Origin of the sequence: Plantactinospora sp. CA-290183 (genome assembly GCF_050936375.1) — a bacterium.
Classification (GTDB): Bacteria; Actinomycetota; Actinomycetes; order Mycobacteriales; family Micromonosporaceae; genus Plantactinospora.
This window is the reverse complement of sequence record NZ_JBNJMX010000001.1, coordinates 753,814-772,533: the sequence shown is the minus strand read 5'-3', so window position 1 is coordinate 772,533 and position 18,720 is coordinate 753,814. Positions and strand designations below refer to the sequence as shown.

The 18,720-nt window shown below is 74.1% G+C and carries 15 protein-coding genes; 5 read left to right on the top strand and 10 right to left on the bottom strand.

Translation table 11 applies throughout. From position 1 onward, the window contains the following. Nucleotides 1–341: 341 nt before the first annotated feature. Both ACQEUR_RS03715 and ACQEUR_RS03710 read right to left on the bottom strand, forming a co-directional pair. On the bottom strand, nucleotides 342–1,025 hold the full coding sequence (locus ACQEUR_RS03715; protein WP_433025146.1) for a response regulator: 684 nt from the start codon (nucleotides 1,023–1,025) through the stop codon (nucleotides 342–344). A 5-nt stretch (nucleotides 1,026–1,030) separates the two neighbouring features. Beyond that, entirely contained in the window at nucleotides 1,031–2,278 is a 1,248-nt protein-coding gene (locus ACQEUR_RS03710) for an ATP-binding protein (RefSeq protein WP_433025945.1), read from the bottom strand. Between the two features lie 202 nt (nucleotides 2,279–2,480). Between ACQEUR_RS03710 and ACQEUR_RS03705 the strand changes: the two genes are divergently transcribed. From ACQEUR_RS03705 to ACQEUR_RS03695, 3 genes are all read left to right on the top strand, one after another. Continuing rightward, nucleotides 2,481–4,283 (top strand): PspC domain-containing protein, encoded by a 1,803-nt coding sequence (locus ACQEUR_RS03705; protein ID WP_433025143.1) that lies wholly within the window; start codon nucleotides 2,481–2,483, stop codon nucleotides 4,281–4,283. Continuing rightward, nucleotides 4,280–4,696, top strand: coding sequence for a hypothetical protein (locus ACQEUR_RS03700; RefSeq protein ID WP_433025140.1), 417 nt, complete (start codon nucleotides 4,280–4,282; stop codon nucleotides 4,694–4,696). The genes ACQEUR_RS03705 and ACQEUR_RS03700 overlap by 4 nt, the downstream gene beginning before the upstream one ends. Nucleotides 4,697–4,855: 159 nt before the next feature. Then, nucleotides 4,856–6,109 carry a phosphatidylserine decarboxylase gene (locus ACQEUR_RS03695; RefSeq protein WP_433025137.1) on the top strand — a complete coding sequence of 418 codons (1,254 nt, stop codon included), beginning with the start codon at nucleotides 4,856–4,858 and terminating at the stop codon, nucleotides 6,107–6,109. A gap of 66 nt (nucleotides 6,110–6,175) precedes the next feature. Here the strand turns inward: ACQEUR_RS03695 and ACQEUR_RS03690 are convergent, their stop codons facing one another. From ACQEUR_RS03690 to ACQEUR_RS03680, 3 genes are all read right to left on the bottom strand, one after another. After that, entirely contained in the window at nucleotides 6,176–7,180 is a 1,005-nt protein-coding gene (locus ACQEUR_RS03690; RefSeq protein WP_433025134.1) for a CDP-alcohol phosphatidyltransferase family protein, read from the bottom strand. A gap of 262 nt (nucleotides 7,181–7,442) precedes the next feature. After that, nucleotides 7,443–8,351 carry an NUDIX hydrolase gene (locus ACQEUR_RS03685; RefSeq protein WP_433025131.1) on the bottom strand — a complete coding sequence of 303 codons (909 nt, stop codon included), beginning with the start codon at nucleotides 8,349–8,351 and terminating at the stop codon, nucleotides 7,443–7,445. A 100-nt stretch (nucleotides 8,352–8,451) separates the two neighbouring features. Further along, nucleotides 8,452–9,399: an NUDIX domain-containing protein gene (locus ACQEUR_RS03680; RefSeq protein ID WP_433025128.1), complete on the bottom strand. Its 948-nt coding sequence runs from the start codon at nucleotides 9,397–9,399 to the stop codon at nucleotides 8,452–8,454. A gap of 143 nt (nucleotides 9,400–9,542) precedes the next feature. On the opposite strand from ACQEUR_RS03680, the gene ACQEUR_RS03675 reads away from it, so the two are divergent. Beyond that, nucleotides 9,543–9,896: a PspC domain-containing protein gene (locus tag ACQEUR_RS03675; protein ID WP_433025125.1), complete on the top strand. Its 354-nt coding sequence runs from the start codon at nucleotides 9,543–9,545 to the stop codon at nucleotides 9,894–9,896. 7 nt (nucleotides 9,897–9,903) lie between these two features. On the opposite strand, the gene guaA is transcribed toward ACQEUR_RS03675, so the two are convergent. Then, a complete protein-coding gene (gene guaA / locus ACQEUR_RS03670) occupies nucleotides 9,904–11,457 on the bottom strand; it encodes a glutamine-hydrolyzing GMP synthase (protein WP_433025122.1) in 1,554 nt (517 codons plus the stop codon). Between the two features lie 54 nt (nucleotides 11,458–11,511). Then, complete coding sequence (locus tag ACQEUR_RS03665; protein ID WP_433025119.1) at nucleotides 11,512–13,248, bottom strand: FAD-dependent oxidoreductase; 1,737 nt, start codon at nucleotides 13,246–13,248, stop codon at nucleotides 11,512–11,514. A gap of 167 nt (nucleotides 13,249–13,415) precedes the next feature. Here ACQEUR_RS03665 and ACQEUR_RS03660 point away from each other — a divergent pair, with 167 nt between their 5' ends. Next, a complete protein-coding gene (locus ACQEUR_RS03660) occupies nucleotides 13,416–14,576 on the top strand; it encodes an LCP family protein (RefSeq protein ID WP_433025116.1) in 1,161 nt (386 codons plus the stop codon). A gap of 75 nt (nucleotides 14,577–14,651) precedes the next feature. Here the strand turns inward: ACQEUR_RS03660 and ACQEUR_RS03655 are convergent, their stop codons facing one another. From ACQEUR_RS03655 to ACQEUR_RS03645, 3 genes are read right to left on the bottom strand one after another with little or no spacing between them, the layout of a single operon-like run. Next, nucleotides 14,652–16,109 (bottom strand): M1 family metallopeptidase, encoded by a 1,458-nt coding sequence (locus tag ACQEUR_RS03655; protein ID WP_433025942.1) that lies wholly within the window; start codon nucleotides 16,107–16,109, stop codon nucleotides 14,652–14,654. Nucleotides 16,110–16,156: 47 nt separating this feature from the next. Beyond that, on the bottom strand, nucleotides 16,157–17,572 hold the full coding sequence (locus tag ACQEUR_RS03650) for a M1 family metallopeptidase (RefSeq protein WP_433025113.1): 1,416 nt from the start codon (nucleotides 17,570–17,572) through the stop codon (nucleotides 16,157–16,159). Nucleotides 17,573–17,592: 20 nt separating this feature from the next. Further along, nucleotides 17,593–18,711 (bottom strand): GuaB3 family IMP dehydrogenase-related protein, encoded by a 1,119-nt coding sequence (locus tag ACQEUR_RS03645; protein ID WP_433025110.1) that lies wholly within the window; start codon nucleotides 18,709–18,711, stop codon nucleotides 17,593–17,595. Nucleotides 18,712–18,720: the final 9 nt, after the last annotated feature.

Sequence of the window (18,720 nt, the reverse complement as noted above, 5' to 3'; positions counted from 1 at the left end):
CTGTGACACTGTGCTGCCTAGCGCGGAAAGGTGCCGTTATCAACCCGTTAGTTGCCGGCCGCTCTCCCGACTCCTCCGCGACAGGTCCCTCGGGCACCAGAAGAGGCCCGTGACCAGCGGTTCCGCTAGTAGCGAAATCCATAGACATCGATGCATTCTAGCGCCGCTGTGACGTTCCACGCCTCCACCGAAGCACTATCGGGCGTCAAGCGAGTACTTGCCGTGTCTGCCCAACCGGACCATACGACCCGGCGTAGCGGGTACCGTGGCCGGCTGAACGGTCGACGGCAGCGCCCGACCACCGGCGCCGGGCCGCCCGCCGGTCAGCCCGGGCCCGCCGTCTAGACCAACCGGCGGTCGGCCGCCCAGCGGGACAGCTCGTAACGGTTGGACATCTGGAGCTTGCGCAGCACGTTCGAGACGTGCGTCTCCACCGTCTTGATGGAGATGAACAGCTCCTTGGCGATCTCCTTGTAGGCGTACCCCCGGGCCAGCAGCCGGAGCACCTCCCGCTCCCGGTTGGTGAGCTGGTCCAGCTCGGGGTCCGCGACCGGGGCGTCCGGCCGGGCGGCGAACGAGTCCAGCACGAAGCCGGCCAGCCGCGGGCTGAACACCGCGTCGCCGTCCGCCACCCGGCGGATCGCCGAGGCCAGCTCCTCCGGAGAGATGGTCTTGGTGACGTAGCCCCGGGCGCCGGCCCGGATCAGCCCGATCACGTCCTCGGCCGCGTCCGACACGCTCAGCGCCAGGAACCGGACCTGGGGATGGCTGCGCCGCATCGCCTCCAGCACGGCCCGCCCACCCCCGTCCGGCATGTGTACGTCCAGCAGCACGACGTCCGGCTCGGTCGCGGCGATCCGGGCGACCGCCTCGGCCACCGTGCTCGCCTCACCCACCACGTCCACGTGGGCACCGAGTTCGGCCCGTACGCCGGCCCGGAACATCGCGTGGTCGTCCACCAGGAACACCCGCAGGCGCCGGGGTACCGGAGTCCCGCCCTCGGCGGCCCCGACCGTCTCGGCCATGATCGTTACCTGTCCTTCCCTGCTGTCGTTCCCTCGCGCGGCAGCGGCAGTGACAGCCGCACCTCGGTGCCCTCGCCCGGCGTACTCAGGATCTCGGCCCGGCCGCCGTGCCGGCGCATCCGCCCGATGATCGAGCCTCGCACCCCGTGCCGGTGGTCCTCCACCGTAGACGGGTCGAAGCCCGTACCGCGATCGCGGACGAAGACGCTGACCTGGTCCGGTTCGACCTCGGCGTAGAGCGACACGGTCTGCACCTTGGCGTGCCGGGCCGCGTTGACCAGCGCCTCGCGCGCCGCCGCGACCAGGGCGCCGACCCGTTCGTCCGTTTCCCGGTCACCGACCACCACCGTCTCCACGGTGATCGCGAAGGTGTCCTCCACCTCGGCCGCCGCCTGCTCCAGGGCCGCCGCGAAGCGTTCCGTCGGCGAACCGGTGGGCTTGTACAGCCAGTTGCGCAGGGAGCGTTCCTGGCCCCGGGCCAGCCGTTGCACGGTCTTGACGTCGGAGGCGTTGCGCTGGATCAGGGCCAGGGTGTGCAGCACCTGGTCGTGCACCATGGCGGCGAGCTCGGCCCGCTCCTGCTCCCGGATGCGCCCCTCCCGCTCGGCCCGCAGCTGGTTGTACGTCCGCCACAGGACCGGCGCGGCCACCACGGTGACCCCGGCGAGCGCGACCAGGGCGAAGATCACCCCGTTGATCACCGCGTCGAGGTTCCCCTGCGGGCGGTAGACGGCGACCACGCCGATCATCCCGATCGCCACCAGTACCCCGCCGCCGATGAACCGCAGTACGAAGGCGCGCCGGTCGCTCTCCTCCACCACCGCCCCGAGCCACGGCACGGGCAGCGAGTCGCGCCACTGCCAGCGCCGCTCGGGCGCCGACTGGTGCCAGATCACGCCCGCACCGACCGCGATGATCGACACGAGCCAGCCGGCCGTACCGGCCACGCCGTTGGAGCCGAACACCAGCATCTCGATCAGGATCACGCCGAGGCCGATGGCGACGAAGGGCAGCAGTTGCAGCACGTCCCGGCGGGGCGGCGGCTCGGTGCTGCCCGGCTGCGGCGGTACGACCGCCCAGAACGCCGCGTAGAGCAGCAGGCCCAGCCCGCTGAACCCGAGCAGCAGGACGAACGCGACCCGCACCCGGAGCGCCGGGACGCCGAGGTGCCCGGCGATGCCGGAGGCCACGCCGGCGACCATGCGGTGGTCGCGGGCGCGGTAGAGCCGGGGTGACTCGGCCGTGGCGCTGATCGGAGTGCTCCCTTCCGTGCCGGGTGGCGGCGTGCCCGGAGGGTACCGGGACGATGTCCCTGGGTACCGACGCTTCGATCGTCACACGCGGTCCGGCCCGCCGGCCATCAGGAGAGCCCGGACATTCGGCCGGGAGATATCAGGGTGCCCTCAGGGTTGCCGCCTGAGGCCGACCAGGTGCGATACGGAGAAGGATCGAACCATGACCGACGAAGCTGCCGCCCGCGGACCCGCCGACCCCACCGGGCCGGCCACCCCCGCCCCGGCGGACGGGCCGCCCGGCCCGTCCGGGCGGACCGGTCCGGACGGGGAAGAGGCGCGTGACCGGTCCGACCCGACGCCGCGGACCGCGCCCACCGACCCCTGGCCCGAGCCCGGCGCACCGCCGCCGCCCGGACCCGGCACGTCGCCACCGCCCGGACCCGGCAACCCGCCACCCTCCGGCCAGTGGGCCGGACCGGGCGGGCCGCCGCCGGGGTTCCGCTTCACCTCCCGGTACGGCCTGGTGCGGCCGGCCCAGGGGCGCTACCTGGCCGGCGTCTGCGCCGCGATCGGGCGGGCCACGAACACCGATCCGATCCTCTGGCGGGTGATCCTCGCCGTCCTCGGCTTCTTCGGCGGGATCGGGATCCTGGTGTACGTGGCGGCCTGGCTGACCATCCCGGCCGAGGGTGACACCGCCTCCCCGGTGGAGTCGATGCTGGGCCGGGGCCGGTCGAGCATGTCCCCGGCGACCGTGCTCATCCTCGGCATCCTCTTCGCGGTGATCTTCGGTTTCATCGTCACCGACGCGTTCCGCGCGGCCCTGCTCGGCGTCGCGATCCTGATCGTCGGCGCGCTGCTGGTCAACCGGGAGTCGAGCCGGACCGGTGCCGGACGGCAGCCGGCCGGTGGCGCCCCCCCGACCAGCGCCTTCCCGACCATGCCCCACCCGCAGTTCGGCGGTCCGGGCCCGTACCAGCCCGGGTACCCGCCGCCGGCACCGCACCGTCCCTTCGCCGAGCCGGGCTACCCACCCGGCGGGCCGGTTCACCCGGCCTGGGGTGCGGGCGGGCCGGGCTATCCGACGTCGGGTCCCGGCGCGGCGCCGAGCGGGCCGGGCCAGCCGGCACCGGGGCAGCCGTGGCAGCCGGCGGGTGCCGCCACCGGCCACGGGACCTGGTACCCGCCGACCGCGCCGGCGCCGGCCGGACCGGGCTACCTCGCACCGCCGCCGCCCTCGCCGGCCTGGGCCACCGGTCCGGCCCCCGCCGCGCCGCCGGCGGTCACCCGTCCGGACCTGCCGACCGCCCCCGGCGGCTACCGTCCACCGTTCGCGCCGCACGGCCCGTACGCGGCCGCCGAGGCCCGGCTGGCGCCGCCGCCGGCCCGGCCGCCGAAGCCACCCAAGCCGCCGCGGGAGCGGTCCCGGCTGGGCTCCGCCACCTTCTCCATGATCTTCGTGGCGGTGGGCCTGGTCGCGATCCTGGACCTGACCAACCTGGTCCGGGTCTGGCCGTCCACCTACTTCGCGGGCGTCCTGGTGACGATCGCGCTCGGGCTGCTGGTCGGCACCTGGTTCGGCCGGGCCCGCTGGCTGATCGCGCTCGGTCTGGTGGCCGCACTCGCGCTGGGCATCTCCAGCCTCGCCGAATCCTGGCACCGGGTTCAAGACGACGGGCCGGTCACCTGGGCGCCGGCCAGCTACGAAGCCCTGGCCGACCGGTACGAGACCCGGTTCGGCGACGCCACGCTCGACCTCTCGGGCGTGGATTTCACCAACCGCGACGCCGACATCAGCGCGGCGGTCAACGTCGGCGAGCTGACCGTGATCCTGCCGCCGGACGTCGACGTGACCACGCGGGTCGACATCCGGGCTGGCGACGCGCGGGTGCTCGGCAACACCTGGAGCGGCGTGGACTCCCGGAACCGTGAGGTGGTCGACCTCGGCGACGACGGCGCCGGCGGCGGCCGGCTACGGCTCACCCTGACGGTCGACGCGGGCGTTGTGGAGGTTGTCCGATGAAGGCGCACCGCACCGACGGCATGTCGCTGACGTTCGCCCTGATCTTCCTGGGCATCGCGGCCTGGTGGCTGCTCGCCCAGCTCCTGCACCTGGCGCTGCCGGCCGTCGGCTGGTTCCTGGCCGTGGCGCTGATCGTGCTCGGCGCGCTGGGACTGCTGGCCGCCCTGCGGTCCAACCGCACCCGCCCCGACCAGGCAGCGTCGGAGGAGCCGCGGGCAGCGTCGGAGGAGTCGCGGGTGCCGTCGGAGGCCGGGCCCACCGCGGCCGGCGCCTCCGCCGACCCCTCGGCCATCGACCCCGCCCGGCGGCCGGGGGTCGACCCGGCCGAGCCCGCCACCGCCGAACTGCCGCTGCCGGGGACGGATCCGCTGCCCCGGCCGGTCGATCCGGACCGGGTGGACGACCGGCCCTGACGATCAGTGCGCCCCGCTCGGGGGGTGCATACACTGGCCGGCGGAGGTTTCCGCCTCCGCCGGCCGATCCGTACCGCCGGGCCGGAAACCCTCCCCGCCGCGTGGACCGCCCCGCTCGCGGCGCAGATCCGTCCCGACCTCGCGAGGAGCCCGCCCGAGATGAGCCAGTCCCCCGCCGTACGCGGCACCGGTCCGAACCGCCCGGTCCACGTCGGCGAGCGCGCCGCCCGCGCCCTCACCACCGAGTTGGCCCGGCACCAGGGTCCGAAGACGGGGCTGCTGGTCGGGGCCACCACCGACTCGACCGTGCTGGCCGCCGCGATCGACGCGCTGTTGCCGGGCGACGCGCTCACCGTCGTACCGGCCGACCCGCTGGCGGTGGAGACCCTCCGGGAGCACGTCACGGCGCAGGGTCGGTGGATCGCCGACCGGGTGCGGGTGGTCGACTCGCTGGCCGAGGCGGACGCGGTCGACGTGGTGGTCGCCGCCCAGCCGCTGGTCGGGACCGCCGACGAGACGCGGCTGCGGCTGGACGAGCTGGCGAAGTACCTGACCGACGGCGGCGTGCTGACCGTGGCGGTCCCCGCGCGGTCCGGCCGGGCCGCCGGGGCGATCGCCGAACTGGACCGGCAGGGCGCGCTGTTCGGCGTCGGCACCGACCTCGTCCTGGTCAACCAGCCACCCGTACGGGTACACCGGCTGCGGTACACCCCCGCCGAGATCGCGGTGGCCGCCCGGCTCGCCCCGGCCTACCGTACGTCGAGCGTGCCGCTGACCCGCGGCATGCACATCGACTCGAACGGCGTGGCCGCCGGCGCCATCGCGGTGGGGCTGGCCGCCCTCGCCCGGATCGCCCGACCGAAGTCCCGGCTCTGGCTGCTGCCCGCGCTCGCCGCCGCCCCGGTGGCGGCGTTCTTCCGGGACCCCGAGCGGGACCTGCCGGAGGACGCCTCGGCCGTCGTCGCCGCTGCCGACGGTCAGGTGCTCTCGGTGCAGCGCCTGCGGGACGAGCGCTTCGGCGACGGGGAGTTCCTGCGGATCGCGGTCTTCCTCTCGGTGCTGGACGTGCACGTCAACCGCTCGCCGGTCGCCGGCAAGGTGGTCGACTACTTCGTCGCCGACGGCGGTTTCGCCGCCGCGATGAAAACGGCGGCCGAGCACAACGTGGCCGCGTACACGGTGCTCGACACCGACCACGGCACGGTGGTGGTGGCCCAGCGGACCGGGTTGATCGCCCGGCGGATCGTGCAGCGCGCGCCGATCGGCTCGCTGCTGGCCCGGGGCGAGCGGATCGGTCTGATCCGGTTCGGCTCGCGGACCGACGTCTACCTGCCCGCCGACGCGGCCGACCCGGTGGTCGGCGCGGGTGACCGGGTCGTCGGCGGCGCCTCGGTGATCGCCCGCTGGCGCTGACGTACGGCGAAGGCCCGGCCCTGGGAACGGGCCGGGCCTGCTCGTGCGACCCGGGGGCGGGGTGGGTCAGGCGGTGCGGCGCTGGTGCAACCAGAGCAGCGGACCGCTGGCGAGGTAGCCGACCACCGCCACGGCGAAGGTGATCCGGATGTCGACCAGGGCACCGACCACCGGCACCAGCCACACCCAGGGCGGCAGTTTGATCAGCCGGGCCAGCTTCGCGTACGGGAAGCTGGAGACCATGGCGAAGGCCAGCAGCCCGACACCGGCGGCCTGGACCGTGCCGGAGACGGGCAGGCCGATCAGCACCCCCATGGCGAGTACGGCGGCGGCCATGGTGGTCGGGACGCCGCAGAAGAACCGGCCGTCCTTGGGTGAGACGTTGAACCGGGCGAGCCGGATGGCGGCGCAGGCGGCCACCAGGGCGCAGGCGACCGCGGCGGCCGGGGTGGAGACCGAGCCGGCCAGCGAGGCGTAGACCACCACCGGCGCGGCCAGGCCGAACGAGCACATGTCGGCCAGCGAGTCCATCTGGGCGCCGAACGGGCTCGCGACGCCCATCCGTCGGGCCAGCGCCCCGTCGAGGCCGTCGAAGGCGACGCAGGCGATCAGGCAGGCCGCCGCCACCCGGATGTCGCCCTGCATGGCCTGGAAGATCGCCAGCAGGCCGAGCGTCAGGCTGGCCAGCGTGACGGCGTTGACCACGGCGAACTTGGCCCGGCGCGCCATCGTCCGGTCGCCGGGCAGCAGGGGGATCGCCATCGCCGGGCCGGTGGTGTCGACCGCGTCGGTCGGCCCCAGCGCCGGGCTGACCGGGAGGACCGACTCGATCTCCGCCGTGGTCAGGCGACCGACGCCGTACGGGTCGGTCGGGCGGGAGCCGCCGCCGTAGGGGCGCTCGTCGAACCCGAGGGTCCTGGCGGCGCCCAACTCGTGGTCGCGGCGTCCGACCCGGACCAGCAGCACCTGCCGGGCGAACGCACCGCTGCGGCGCAACTGCCCCGCCCAGCGGCGCCCTCCGGGGCGCGGGCTGTCCGACGTACGACGCCGACGCCATGGGGCTCTCGGCACGGTTCCTCCATCACCGGATCAACGTGGCCGCCACCGTGGCGGTCACCCGGCCATCGAGCGCCGGGAATGCCTGCCGGCAAGCGATTGCGGCCTACACCATTGCACAGACAGCAGGGATTGGCGATAGCGCCAAGGGAGAATTCCTGCAAACCGCCTGAAGCACCCAGACCCTCCCATCAAGGGCGGTGTCCCCCCTCGCGGGCCGGACGGTCCTGCCCCCAACTCTATCCGAACCAGTCACCACGGTCGTTCCCGTGCGGCGTCAGCCGGCCAGCCAGGCCGTCGCCTCCCGGGCCACCTCGGAGAGCGGCAGCGCCCCGACCTCGGCGGCCGGGAACCACGCGGCCCGCTCCGTCGATCCGCCGGCCGTCTCGGTGACGGTCGCCACGGTCGGCGACTCGACCACCACCCGGTAGATCACCCGCACCACGTGCCAGTCCACCGGACGCCCCTCCGGACCGAGCGCCGCCGGGTTGTGCCGGTGGGAGACGGTGAGCAGCTCGGTGATCCGGCCGAGCTGGCCGGACTCCTCCACCAGCTCCCGCAGCAGCGCGCCGGTGGGCTGCTCCCCGTGGTCCGTCCCGCCGCCGGGCAGGTGCCAGTGGCCCGCGCCCGGATACCCGGGCGCGATCAGCGTGAGCAGGACCCGACCGGCCGGGTCGGTGGCCAGCCCGTACGCCGAGAAGCGCTGCAGACCGACGGGGGCCGACGCGGGTCCGCCGGAGCGGGGCAGGACGCCCGCCGGGAGCGGGCTCACCGGCCGGCCGAGCAGTTCGGCGGTGAACGGCATCAGGGTCAGGCAGGCCAGTCCGGCCGGGGAGACCCAGGCGGACCGGTCGACGTCGGGCCGCCGGGCAGCGTCGCCGTCGCCGTCGCCGACCGGGACGACGTCGTAGAGCACCCGGTCGGTGTGCTCGGCGACCACGGCGTCCGCCGCCGCCAGCCGGGCCACGTCGGAGACGACGGTACGCAGGCCGCTCACCTCGACGGGCAGCCCGGTCTCCTCGGCGAACTCCCGCCGGACGGCCGCGGCCGGATGTTCGCCCTGCCCGACACCGCCGCCCGGGAGCCGCCACACACCCGGGAAGGGGGCGGTTGCCGAGCCCCGGACGAGCAGCACCCGGTCGGCGTCCCGACACAGGCCGTACGCCCCGATCCGTCGCCGCCGCATCCCCGCCCCTTTCCTCGCCTGCCGTCGATCATGCCGGCAGCGTCCCGGCGGCTTCCGGGGCGGGTGGCGGTCGGGTGGCGCGGAGGCCGCGGTGGAGGCGTCAGCCGAGCCGGGCGGCCTGCACGGCTTCGGCGGTGACCTCGGTCAGCCGCTCCGCGGGTAGCGCCTCCAGCTCCTCGCGGCCGAACCAGCGGGCCTCGGAGGTGGAGCCGCCGACGTCGCCGACCGTCGGCGGTGCCGGGGTGTCGACGGCCACCCGGTAGAAGGCGCGCACGCCGTGCCAGTCGATCGGGTAGCCCTCCGGGCCGAGGGACGCGGCGTCCCGGTGGCTCGCCACGCCGATCAGCTCGACCAGCCGGCCGCGCTGCCCGGTCTCCTCGACCAGCTCCCGCATCAGCGCCGCGCCCGGCTGCTCGCCGTAGTCGGTCCCGCCGCCGGGCAGGTGCCAGCAGCCGGCGCCCGGGTATCCGTCGGCGACCCGGGTCAGCAGCAGCCGGCCGGCCGGGTCGGTGGCGACCGCGTACGCGGCGAAGCGCTGTGCCCGGTGCAACCCGTCCGGGCCGGGTACGGCGTGGAAGGAGGGGAACTCCGGCGGCTCCTCCGGACGCAGGTCGATCGGTCCGGCCGGCAGCCCCAGGGCGCGGGCGGTGAACGGCCGCAGCAGCAGCTTCTCCGCCTCCGCCACCGTGTGCCACCGGGCCAGGTCGGTGGGCTGGCCGACCCGGTCGCAGAGCGTGCCGCCCCGGATGGAGACCCGGTAGAGCAGGCGATCGGTGTGGATGGTGACGCCCCGGTGCGGCAGGGACCGCATGTCGGCGAGGACGTCCCGCAGTCCCACCACGCTGACCGAGAGACCCGTCTCGGCGGCCGTCTCGCGCACGACGGTGTGGTTGGGGTCCTCCCCGTGGTCCACGGCCCCGCCGGGCAGGGACCAGACGCCGGGGGTACCCGATCGGGACGAGGCCCGGACCAGGAGCACGCGATCCGTCGAATCGGTGCAGATCGCGTACGCGGCGATCTTGCGAATTGGTTCCAGGGCGGGGGTCACGGGAGGAAATTCTCCCTTGATCGCCGGATCCGGTGCCGAAAAGAGTCGGATTCCTGACAGTTGGCCCCCGTCCGGGGACGCTCAGGGTCGGTATCCGGGCGGTCACCGAGGGCGGGTGGGCCCTCGGGGCGGACCGTGGACACATGACGTACACACACCCCAACCAAGCGCCGTACAAGCAGCTCCGCCGACCGACGACGGACCGGATGATCGCCGGCGTGGCCAGCGGCCTGGGCCGCTACCTCAACGTCGACCCGACCCTGGTCCGGGTGCTCTTCGTCGGGTTCGCGGTGGTGACCGGCGGTCTCGGCCTGCTGGCGTACCCGGTGATGTGGTTCCTGATGCCCGAGGAGCCCGCCGACGCCCCGGCCTGGCCGCACGCCGCGACGCCGCCGTATCCGGGCACCCCGGCCTATCCGGCGGCCCCGCAGGCCGCCCCGGCACCCCCGAGCGCCCCGGCCCCGCCGGCCGGCCAGACACCGCCGACCGTCGGGTGAGCCCGGGTCACTCCCACTCGATGGTGCCCGGGGGCTTGCTCGTCACGTCGAGCACCACCCGGTTGACCTCGGGCACCTCGTTGGTGATGCGGGTGGAGATCCGGGCGATGACGTCGTACGGCAGGCGGGACCAGTCCGCCGTCATGGCGTCGGAACTGGAGACCGGGCGCAGCACCACGGGGTGCCCGTAGCTGCGCCCGTCGCCCTGCACACCGACGCTGCGTACGTCGGCGAGCAGCACCACCGGGAACTGCCAGACGTCGCGGTCGAGGCCGGCGGCGGTGAGTTCCTCCCGGGCGATCAGGTCGGCCGAGCGGAGCAGGTCGAGCCGCTCCCGGTCCACCGCGCCGATGATCCGGATGGCGAGCCCCGGCCCGGGGAACGGGTGCCGCCAGATCATCGCCTCGGGCAGCCCCAGCGCGAGGCCGAGCTGGCGTACCTCGTCCTTGAAGAGCGTGCGCAGCGGCTCGACCAGCGAGAACTTCAGGTCCTCGGGAAGACCGCCGACGTTGTGGTGCGACTTGATGCTGGCGGTGCCGGAACCGCCCCCGGACTCCACCACGTCCGGGTAGAGGGTGCCCTGCACCAGGAACTCCACGTCCCCGACGGCGGCCACCTCCCGGGCGGCGGCCTCGAAGACCCGGATGAACTCCCGGCCGATGATCTTGCGCTTCTGCTCCGGGTCGGTCACCCCGGCCAGCGCGCCGAGGAACCGGTCGGCGGCGTCGACCACCTTGAGCTTGATCCCGGTCGCCGCGACGTAGTCCGACTCCACCTGCTCGGCCTCACCGGCCCGCAGCAGGCCGTGGTCGACGAAGACGCAGGTGAGCTGGTCGCCGACGGCCCGGTGCACCAGCGCGGCGGCCACCGCCGAGTCGACCCCGCCGGAGAGGCCGCAGATGACCTCCTTGTCGCCGACCTGGGCCCGGATCCGGGCCACCTGGTCGTCGATGATGTTCTCCGGCGTCCAGGTCGGCTGGATGCCCGCCACGTCGTGCAGGAAGCGCGAGAGCATCTCCTGGCCGTGCGCGGTGTGCCCCACCTCCGGGTGGAACTGCACCCCGACCCGGCGGCCGACGAGGTCCTCGAACGCGGCCACCGGCGCCCCCGGCGACTCGGCGGTCACGGTGAACCCCTCCGGCGCCTGGGTCACGCAGTCCCCGTGGCTCATCCAGACCGGCAGCTCGGCCGGGAGGTCGCGGAGCAGCGCGCTCGCGTCCGGCCGGGCCCGCAGGACGGTGCCGCCGTACTCCCGGCTGCCGGTGTGCGCCACCGTGCCGCCCAGGGCCCGGGCCATCGCCTGGAAGCCGTAGCAGATGCCCAGGACCGGCACCCCGGTGTCGAAGAGCTTGGCGTCGACCTGCGGCGCCTCCGGGGCGTAGACGCTGGCCGGGCCGCCCGAGAGGATGATCGCGGCCGGGTCCTTCGCCAGCATCTCGGTCACCGGCATGGTGTGCGGGACGATCTCCGAGTAGACCCGGGCCTCCCGGACGCGACGGGCGATGAGCTGGGCGTACTGGGCTCCGAAGTCCACCACCAGGACCGGGCGCGGCGTGTTCATGTGCACGAAGCCTACCCATCCGCACACCGCACCCTCGAAACCCCCGGCCGGCGGCTACCAGCGCAGCGCGCCGGGCGCGGCGGCCGGGACGGCGGGCCGCACCGGCGGCACCGGCCGGACCGGGGTGTACGGCTCGCCGAGCGGCGGCCTGGTGTCCGGTTCGTCCCGGTTCGGCCAGAACGACAGCGCCCGTTCGGCCTGCGCCGCGATGGTCAGCGACGGGTTCACCCCCAGGTTCGCCGACACCGCCGCCCCGTCCAGCACGTGCAGCCCCGGGTGCCCGAACACCCGGTGGTACGCGTCGACCACCCCGTCCGCCGCCGTGGCGCCGATCACCGCCCCGCCGAGCAGGTGCGCGGTCATCGGCACGTCGAACGGTTCCGTCACCGACCCACCGGGAATCCCGCCGATCCGCTCGGCGAGCAGCCGGACCGCCCGGTTGCCGGCCGGGATCCAGGTCGGGTTGGCCCCGCCGTGCCCCTGGCTGGTGGCCAGCCGGCCACGCCCCGACCAGGTACGCCGGTAGTGCAGCGTCACCGAGTTGTCCAGCGACTGCATCACCAGCGCGATCACGGTGCGCCGCGACCAGTCCCGGACCGAGAGCAGCGGCAGGTACGTCCCCGGCCGGCGCAGCAGCGTGCCCAGCCAGCGCCGGACCCGGCGCGGACCGCCGTCGACCAGCGCCGACTGGAGCAGCCCCATCAGGTTGGCGCCGGGCCCGTACCGGACCGGTTCGACGTGGGTGCGCCGGTCGGGGTGGAAGGAGCTGGTGATGGCGACCCCGTCGGTGAAGTCCACCCCCCGGGAGCGGGCCGCCCGCAGCGGTACGGTGGCGCCGAGGATCGCCTCGGAGTTGGTCCGGGTCAGCACGCCGAGCCGGGGCGAGAGCCGGGGCAGCGCCCCGGTGGCCCGCATCCGGTGCAGCAGCCGCTGGGTGCCGAGCGCACCGGCGGCGAGGACCACCTGGCCGGCCCGGATCCGTTGCCGGTGCCGGCCGGGGCGACCGCCGGTGCGTACCGTCTCGATCTCGTAGCCGGCACCCGAGCGCGCCGGCCGGACCGCGGTCACCGTGGTCAGCGGGCGCACCTGCGCACCGAGCCGCTCGGCCAGCCAGAGGTAGTTCTTCACCAGGCTGTTCTTGGCCCCGTACCGGCAGCCGGTCATGCACCCGCCGCAGTGCAGGCAGCCGGTGCGCTCCGGTCCGACCCCGCCGAAGTACGGGTCGGGCACCCGCTCCCCCGGCCGGCCCAGGAACACCCCGACCGGGGTGGCGTGGAAGGTGTGCCCCACCCCCATCCCGTCGGCCACCGCCCGCATCGCCCGGTCCGCCTCGGTCTGCCGGGGGTACGTGGTGACGCCGAGCATCCGCTTCGCCTGGTCGTAGTGCGGGGCGAGTTCGGCGCGCCAGTCGGTGATGTCCCGCCACTGTGGATCGTCGTAGAACGCGGGCAGTGGCTCGTAGAGGGTGTTGGCGTAGACCAGCGATCCGCCGCCGACGCCGGCACCGGAGAGCGCCAGCAGCTTCGCCGGACCGTTCCCGGCGCGGCGGCCGGCCGATCGGAGCAGGGTGATCCGCTGGATGCCGTAGCAGCCCAGCGCGGGAGCCCAGAGGAACCGCCGGAGCCGCCAGGAGGTCTCCGGCAGCTCGTGGTCGGCGAACCGGCGCCCGGCCTCCAGTACGACGACCGAGTAGCCCTTCTCGGCCAGCCGCAGTGCGGCCACGCTGCCGCCGAAGCCCGAGCCGACCACGGCCACGTCGTAGTCCGGGGCCAACCCGGCCACATCGACCATGACGGTCATCATTACCGACCGGTAGCTATCGCGCCAGGGGCGGAACCCGCCATGATCCTGCTGCCGGGCGTCGACGGTGCAACGTCCGAGCACCCGCGACGCGTCTGAAGAGAGACGGCCGGTCCTGGCAGACCGCGCGGCAACCGGTGACGGGGAAGTGGGACGGGATGACAGACAACGGACCGGACAGCGGCGCCGGCGACCCCACGGCACCGGCCGGCGGTGGACGCGGGCGGCGCCGGTGGACCTGGTTGGTCGCCACGGTGGGCGTACTGGCACTGCTGGCCGGCACCGCCGTCGCCGGCACCCGGCTGCTCGGCTCCGGCGCGGACTCCGCCGCCGGACCGGCCGGCCAGCCCCCGCCGTCCGGCACACCGTCGCCGACCCCCAGCCCCACCCCGGAGCCGGGCGCCGACATCACCGGCCCGCTCAACCTGCTGCTGGTCGGTGTGGACACCCGGATCAGCGTGCCCGGCTGGGAGCCGCACGCGGACGCGGTGCTGATCCTGCACGTCACCAGGGAACTCGACCGGGCCTACCTGTACGCGCTCCCCCGCGACCTGGTGGTGGACGTCCCGGCCTTTCCCAAGGCCCGGTTCCCGGGCGAGCGCACCAAGCTCACCCACGCGATGAGCTACGGCAGCCGGGTCCCGGGGAAGGACAAGACCCCGAGTACGGCGCAGGGCTTCGAACTCCTCTCCACCACGGTCCGGAAGTACACCGGGATCAGACGGTTCGACGCCGGCGCGGTGCTCACCTTCGGGGGCTTCGACAACCTGGTCGACGCGCTCGGCGGCGTCGAGCTCTACATCGACCAACGGGTGGTCTCCCAGCACCGCCGGCCGGACGGCGTGCACCGTACCCACCGGGGCGGCGGTTACGTCGGCCCGCAGATGATCTACGAGAAGGGGCGGCGCACCCTCAACGGCTGGCAGGCGCTGGACTACGCGCGGCAGCGCTACACCAGCGGCGGCGGGTACACCCGGCAGCGCCACCAGCAGCAGCTCATCAAGGCCCTGGTGGGCAGGATCCTCGACCGGAACATGGTCCGGGACGAGGCCCGGCTGACCCAGCTGGTGACGGCGTTGGACGACGCGCTGACCTTCCACGGCAACGGTCGGGACATCGTCGACTTCGGGTACGCGCTCAGCCGGCTCCGCCCGGAGGCGATCACCCTGGTCGACCTGCCCGGCGCGGGGGTGGGCCGGGGCAGCGGCTACCGGGGCGAGCAGCTCACCACGCTGAGCCGGAGGTTCATCTCCGAACTCGGGGCCGGCCGGGCCGAGGCGTTCCTGGCGGCCAACCCGGAACTCGTGGTCAAGCGCTGACCTTCCCGCCGGGAAGTGGTAACCCCGACGAGCGTGATGCCTCAGAGTCATGATGATGCCTCTCAGGCATCACGCTCAACCGGCAATCCGTCGCGGGGCCGGCGGACGCTGCTTGCCGAACAGCCACGCGGCAAAGAGGTCGTCGAGCTGCTTCCCGGAGACCCGCTCGGCGAGCGCCACGAACTCCTCGGTGGTGGCGTTGCCGTTCCTCTTCTCCGCCGCCCAGGTCCGCACGACGTCGAAGAACGCCTCGTCGCCGACGGCCGTACGCAGCGCGTGCAGCGTCATCCCGCCACGCTGGTAGACCGACTCGCTGAACAGGTTCTTCGCGCCGGGGTCGCCCGGCGGGACCTGCCACACCGACTGCTTCGCCGTGCGGTACCGCAGGTCGAACGCCTGCTGGGCGCGCTGGCCGCCGGAGTGCTCCGCCCAGAGCCACTCGGCGTACGTGGCGAAGCCCTCGTTCAGCCAGATGTCCCGCCACTTCGCCAACGCCACGCTGTTGCCGAACCACTGGTGCGCCAGCTCGTGCGCGACCACCTGGTTCTGCGCACCGGGACCGAAGAACCCGGCCGAGTAGACCGGCCGGCTCTGCGTCTCCAGGGCGTACCGGATCCGCTGGTCGGAGATCACCACCCCGCCGTACGCCTCGACCGGGTACGGGCCGAAGACCGTCTCCAGATAGTCGGCGACCCGGGTGGTGCTGGCCATGGCCGTGTCGGCGGCACCCTGCGGCACCGCGTCCGCCACCGCCGTGTAGACCGGTCGTCCCTTGTGCTCACCGGTCCGCACCCGGTACTTCCCGATCACCAGCGTGCTCAGGTAGCTCGCCATCGGCGTCGACTCGGACCACTTCCAGGTGGTCCATCCGGCGGCCTCGGTGCTGCCACCCGGGGTGCCGTTGCTGATCGCCACCAGCCCCTTCGGCACGCTGACCTCGAAGCGGTACGTCGCCTTGTCCACCGGGTGGTCGTTGACCGGGAACCAGGTGCTCGCCGACTCCGGCTGGCCCAGCGCGATCGCGCCGTCCGGGGTGTGCAGGAAACCGCCGTCGCCGAGGCTCTCGTTGTGCAGCGGGGCCGGCTTGCCGCCGTACGTGATCTCGGCGCTGAACCGGGCCCCGGCCGGCAGCCCGGCCGCCGGGGTGACGACCAGCTCGTTGCCCTGCCGGGCGTGGGTGGCCGGCGCACCGTCCACGGTCACCGATCGCACGGTCAGCCCGGCCAGGTCGAGGTTGAGCCGCGACAGGTCCGCCGTGGCGCTCGCCGCGACCGTCGTGGTGCCGGTCAGCTCGTCGCGGTCCGGGTCGTACCGGACCTTCACGTCGTACCGCTCGACGTCGTAGCCGCCGTTGCCGTACGTCGGGAAGTAGGCGTCGCCGGCACCGTCCGCGCCGGGCTGGAAGTTGTGGCTCGCGGTCGGCGCCGGGCTCGGCGCCGCAGTGGACCTGCCGTCACCGCCCTGGCAGCCGGCCAGCGCCAGCGCGCCGACCGTGAGCATCACCCACCCGCGCCGAGCGCGGTGACCTCGCATCCCCATCATTCCGCCGGACTCTACCGGCCGGCGCCCGCCGGCGGAGGTCACGGCACGGGCGGTGCCGTGGCACCGGTGAGCCAGGCGTCGAAGAGCGGGCGCAGTGGCCGGCCGGAGACCCGCTCGGCGAGGGCGACCAACTCGGCGGTGCCGGCGTTGCCGTCGCGCTTCTCCGCCGTCCAACTCCGCAGGATCCGGAAGAAGGCCTCGTCACCGACGGTGCGGCGCAGCGCGTGCACGGCGAGCGCGCCCCGCCGGTAGACCGCCCGGCCGAAGATCTCCGACCGGCCCGGGTCCAGCGCCGGCTTCGACCAGTCGGTGGCCGCGTACTCCCGCTCGAAGGTGGACCGCACCGACTCGCCGTGGTCGTGCTCCGCCCAGAGCCACTCGGCGTAACTGGCGAACCCCTCGTTGAGCCAGAGCTCGGCCCAGCTCCGCACCGAGACGCTGTTACCGAACCACTGGTGGGCCAGCTCGTGCACCACCACGCCCAGGTTCGGACCGGCGGAGAAGAAGGCCGGCCCGTAGACCGGGCGGGACTGCGTCTCCAGCGCGTACCCGATCCGCTCGTCGGCGACCGCGACGCCCCCGTACGCGTCGAACGGGTACGGCCCGAACCGGCCGGCCAGGAAGTCCGCGACCTCACCGGTGCGGGCGATCGAACGCTCCGCCGGACCGCCCGCCGGCAGGGCCGAGGCGACCGCCGTGACCAGCGGTCTTCCGGCGTGGGTGCCGGTACGCACCCGGTACCGGCCGATCACCAGCGTGCTCAGGTAACTCGCCATCGGCGCCCGCTGCGACCACCGCCAGGTGGTCCAGCCGGCGGAGGTCTCGGTGCCGCCCGGGACCCCGTTGCTCAGTGCGGCCAGGCCGTCGGGCACGGTCGCCTCGATCTGGTACGCCGCCTTGTCCAGCGGATGGTCGTTGACCGGGAACCAGGTGCTCGCCGACTCCGGCTGGCCGAGCGCGATCGCCCCGTCCGTGGTGGCGAGGAAGCCGCCGGTGCCCAGCTCGGGGCTGGCGACCGGGGTCGGCTTCCCGGCATAGCGCACCCGTACGGTGAACCGGGTGCCCCGGGCGAGGCCGGTGGACGGGGTGACGACCAGCTCGGCGCCGTCCCGGGCGTGCCGGGCCGGGGCGTCGCCGACGCGGACCTCGGCGACGGTCAGGCCGGAGAGGTCGAGGTTGAACCGGGACAGGTTCTCCGTCGCGGTCGCCTCGATCGCGGCATTCCCCCGCAGTTCGCCGGTGGCCGGGTCGTAGCGCAGCTGGAGGCGGTAGTTCGCCACGTCGTAGCCGCCGTTGCCGGAGGTCGGGAAGTACGGGTCGCCGAGCCCGGGTGCGCCGGGCCGGAAGTCCTGGCCCGCCCGATCCGGCCGGCCGCCGGGACAGCCGCCGGCCGACAGCGCGACGAACACCGCCACCACGCCGCCGGCCAGCGCCGCACGTCCCGTCCTCGCCATCAAGGCTTCAACGAGCGGGACTACCGGTCGAGCACGAGCCCCACCTTCTGGAACTCCTTGAGGTCCCGGTAGCCGCACTTCGCCATCGCCCGGCGCAGCCCGCCGAAGAGGTTGAGCTGCCCCTCGGGGTCGTCCGCCGGGCCGTAGAGCAGCTTCTCCATCGAGCCCAGCGGCTCACCGGCCGTCCCGTACGCGCCGCGCGGCAGCTTCGGGTGGCTGGCCGCCGGGTGCCACCAGGCGCCCTGCGCGGGCGCCTCGGCGCAGAGCGACAGCGGCTCGCCGAGCATCACCGCGTCGGCACCGCAGCCCAGCGCCTTGGCGATGTCGCCGGAGGTCTGGAGGTCACCGTCGGCGATGAGGTGCACGTAGCGCCCGCCGGTCTCGTCCAGGTAGTCCCGCCGGGCGGCGGCCGCGTCGGCGATCGCCGTCGCCATCGGCACCCGGATGCCGAGCACCGACTCGGTGGTCGACCACTCGTCGCCGCCCAGCCCCACGATGACCCCGGCCGCCCCGGTCCGCATCAGGTGCAGCGCGGTCTTGTAGTCGGTGCAGCCGCCGGCCACGACCGGCAGGTCGAGGTCGGCGATGAACTCCTTGAGGTTGAGCGGCTCGTCGGTGGTGGAGACGTGCTCGGCGGAGACGATCGTGCCCTGGATGACCAGGATGTCGACGCCCGCGTCGAGGATCACCGGGGCCAGCGCCAGGGTGTGCTGCGGGGAGACCCGCACCGCGACCGTGCCGCCGCCCTCCCGCATCTCCCGGACCCGCTCGGCGATCAGCTCCGGACGGATCGGCTCGGCGTAGACCTCCTGGAGTCGCCGGGTCGCGCCGGCGCCCTCGTCGAGCCGGGACAGCTCCTCCAGGATCTTGCCCGGGTCCTCGTACCGGGTCCAGAGCCCTTCGACGTTCAGCACCCCGAGCCCGCCCAGCCGGCCGAGGGCGACCGCCGACCGCGGGCTCATGGTGGCGTCGGAGGGGTGCCCGACGCAGGGGATCTGGAACTGGTACGCGTCGAGCTGCCAGCTGGTGGAGACGTCGTCCACGTCCCGGGTACGTCGGCTCGGCACGATCGCGATGTCGTCCAGGTGGTAGCCGCGCTGGGCGGTCTTGCCCATCCCGATCTCGACCACGTCACGCATGGGTCACTC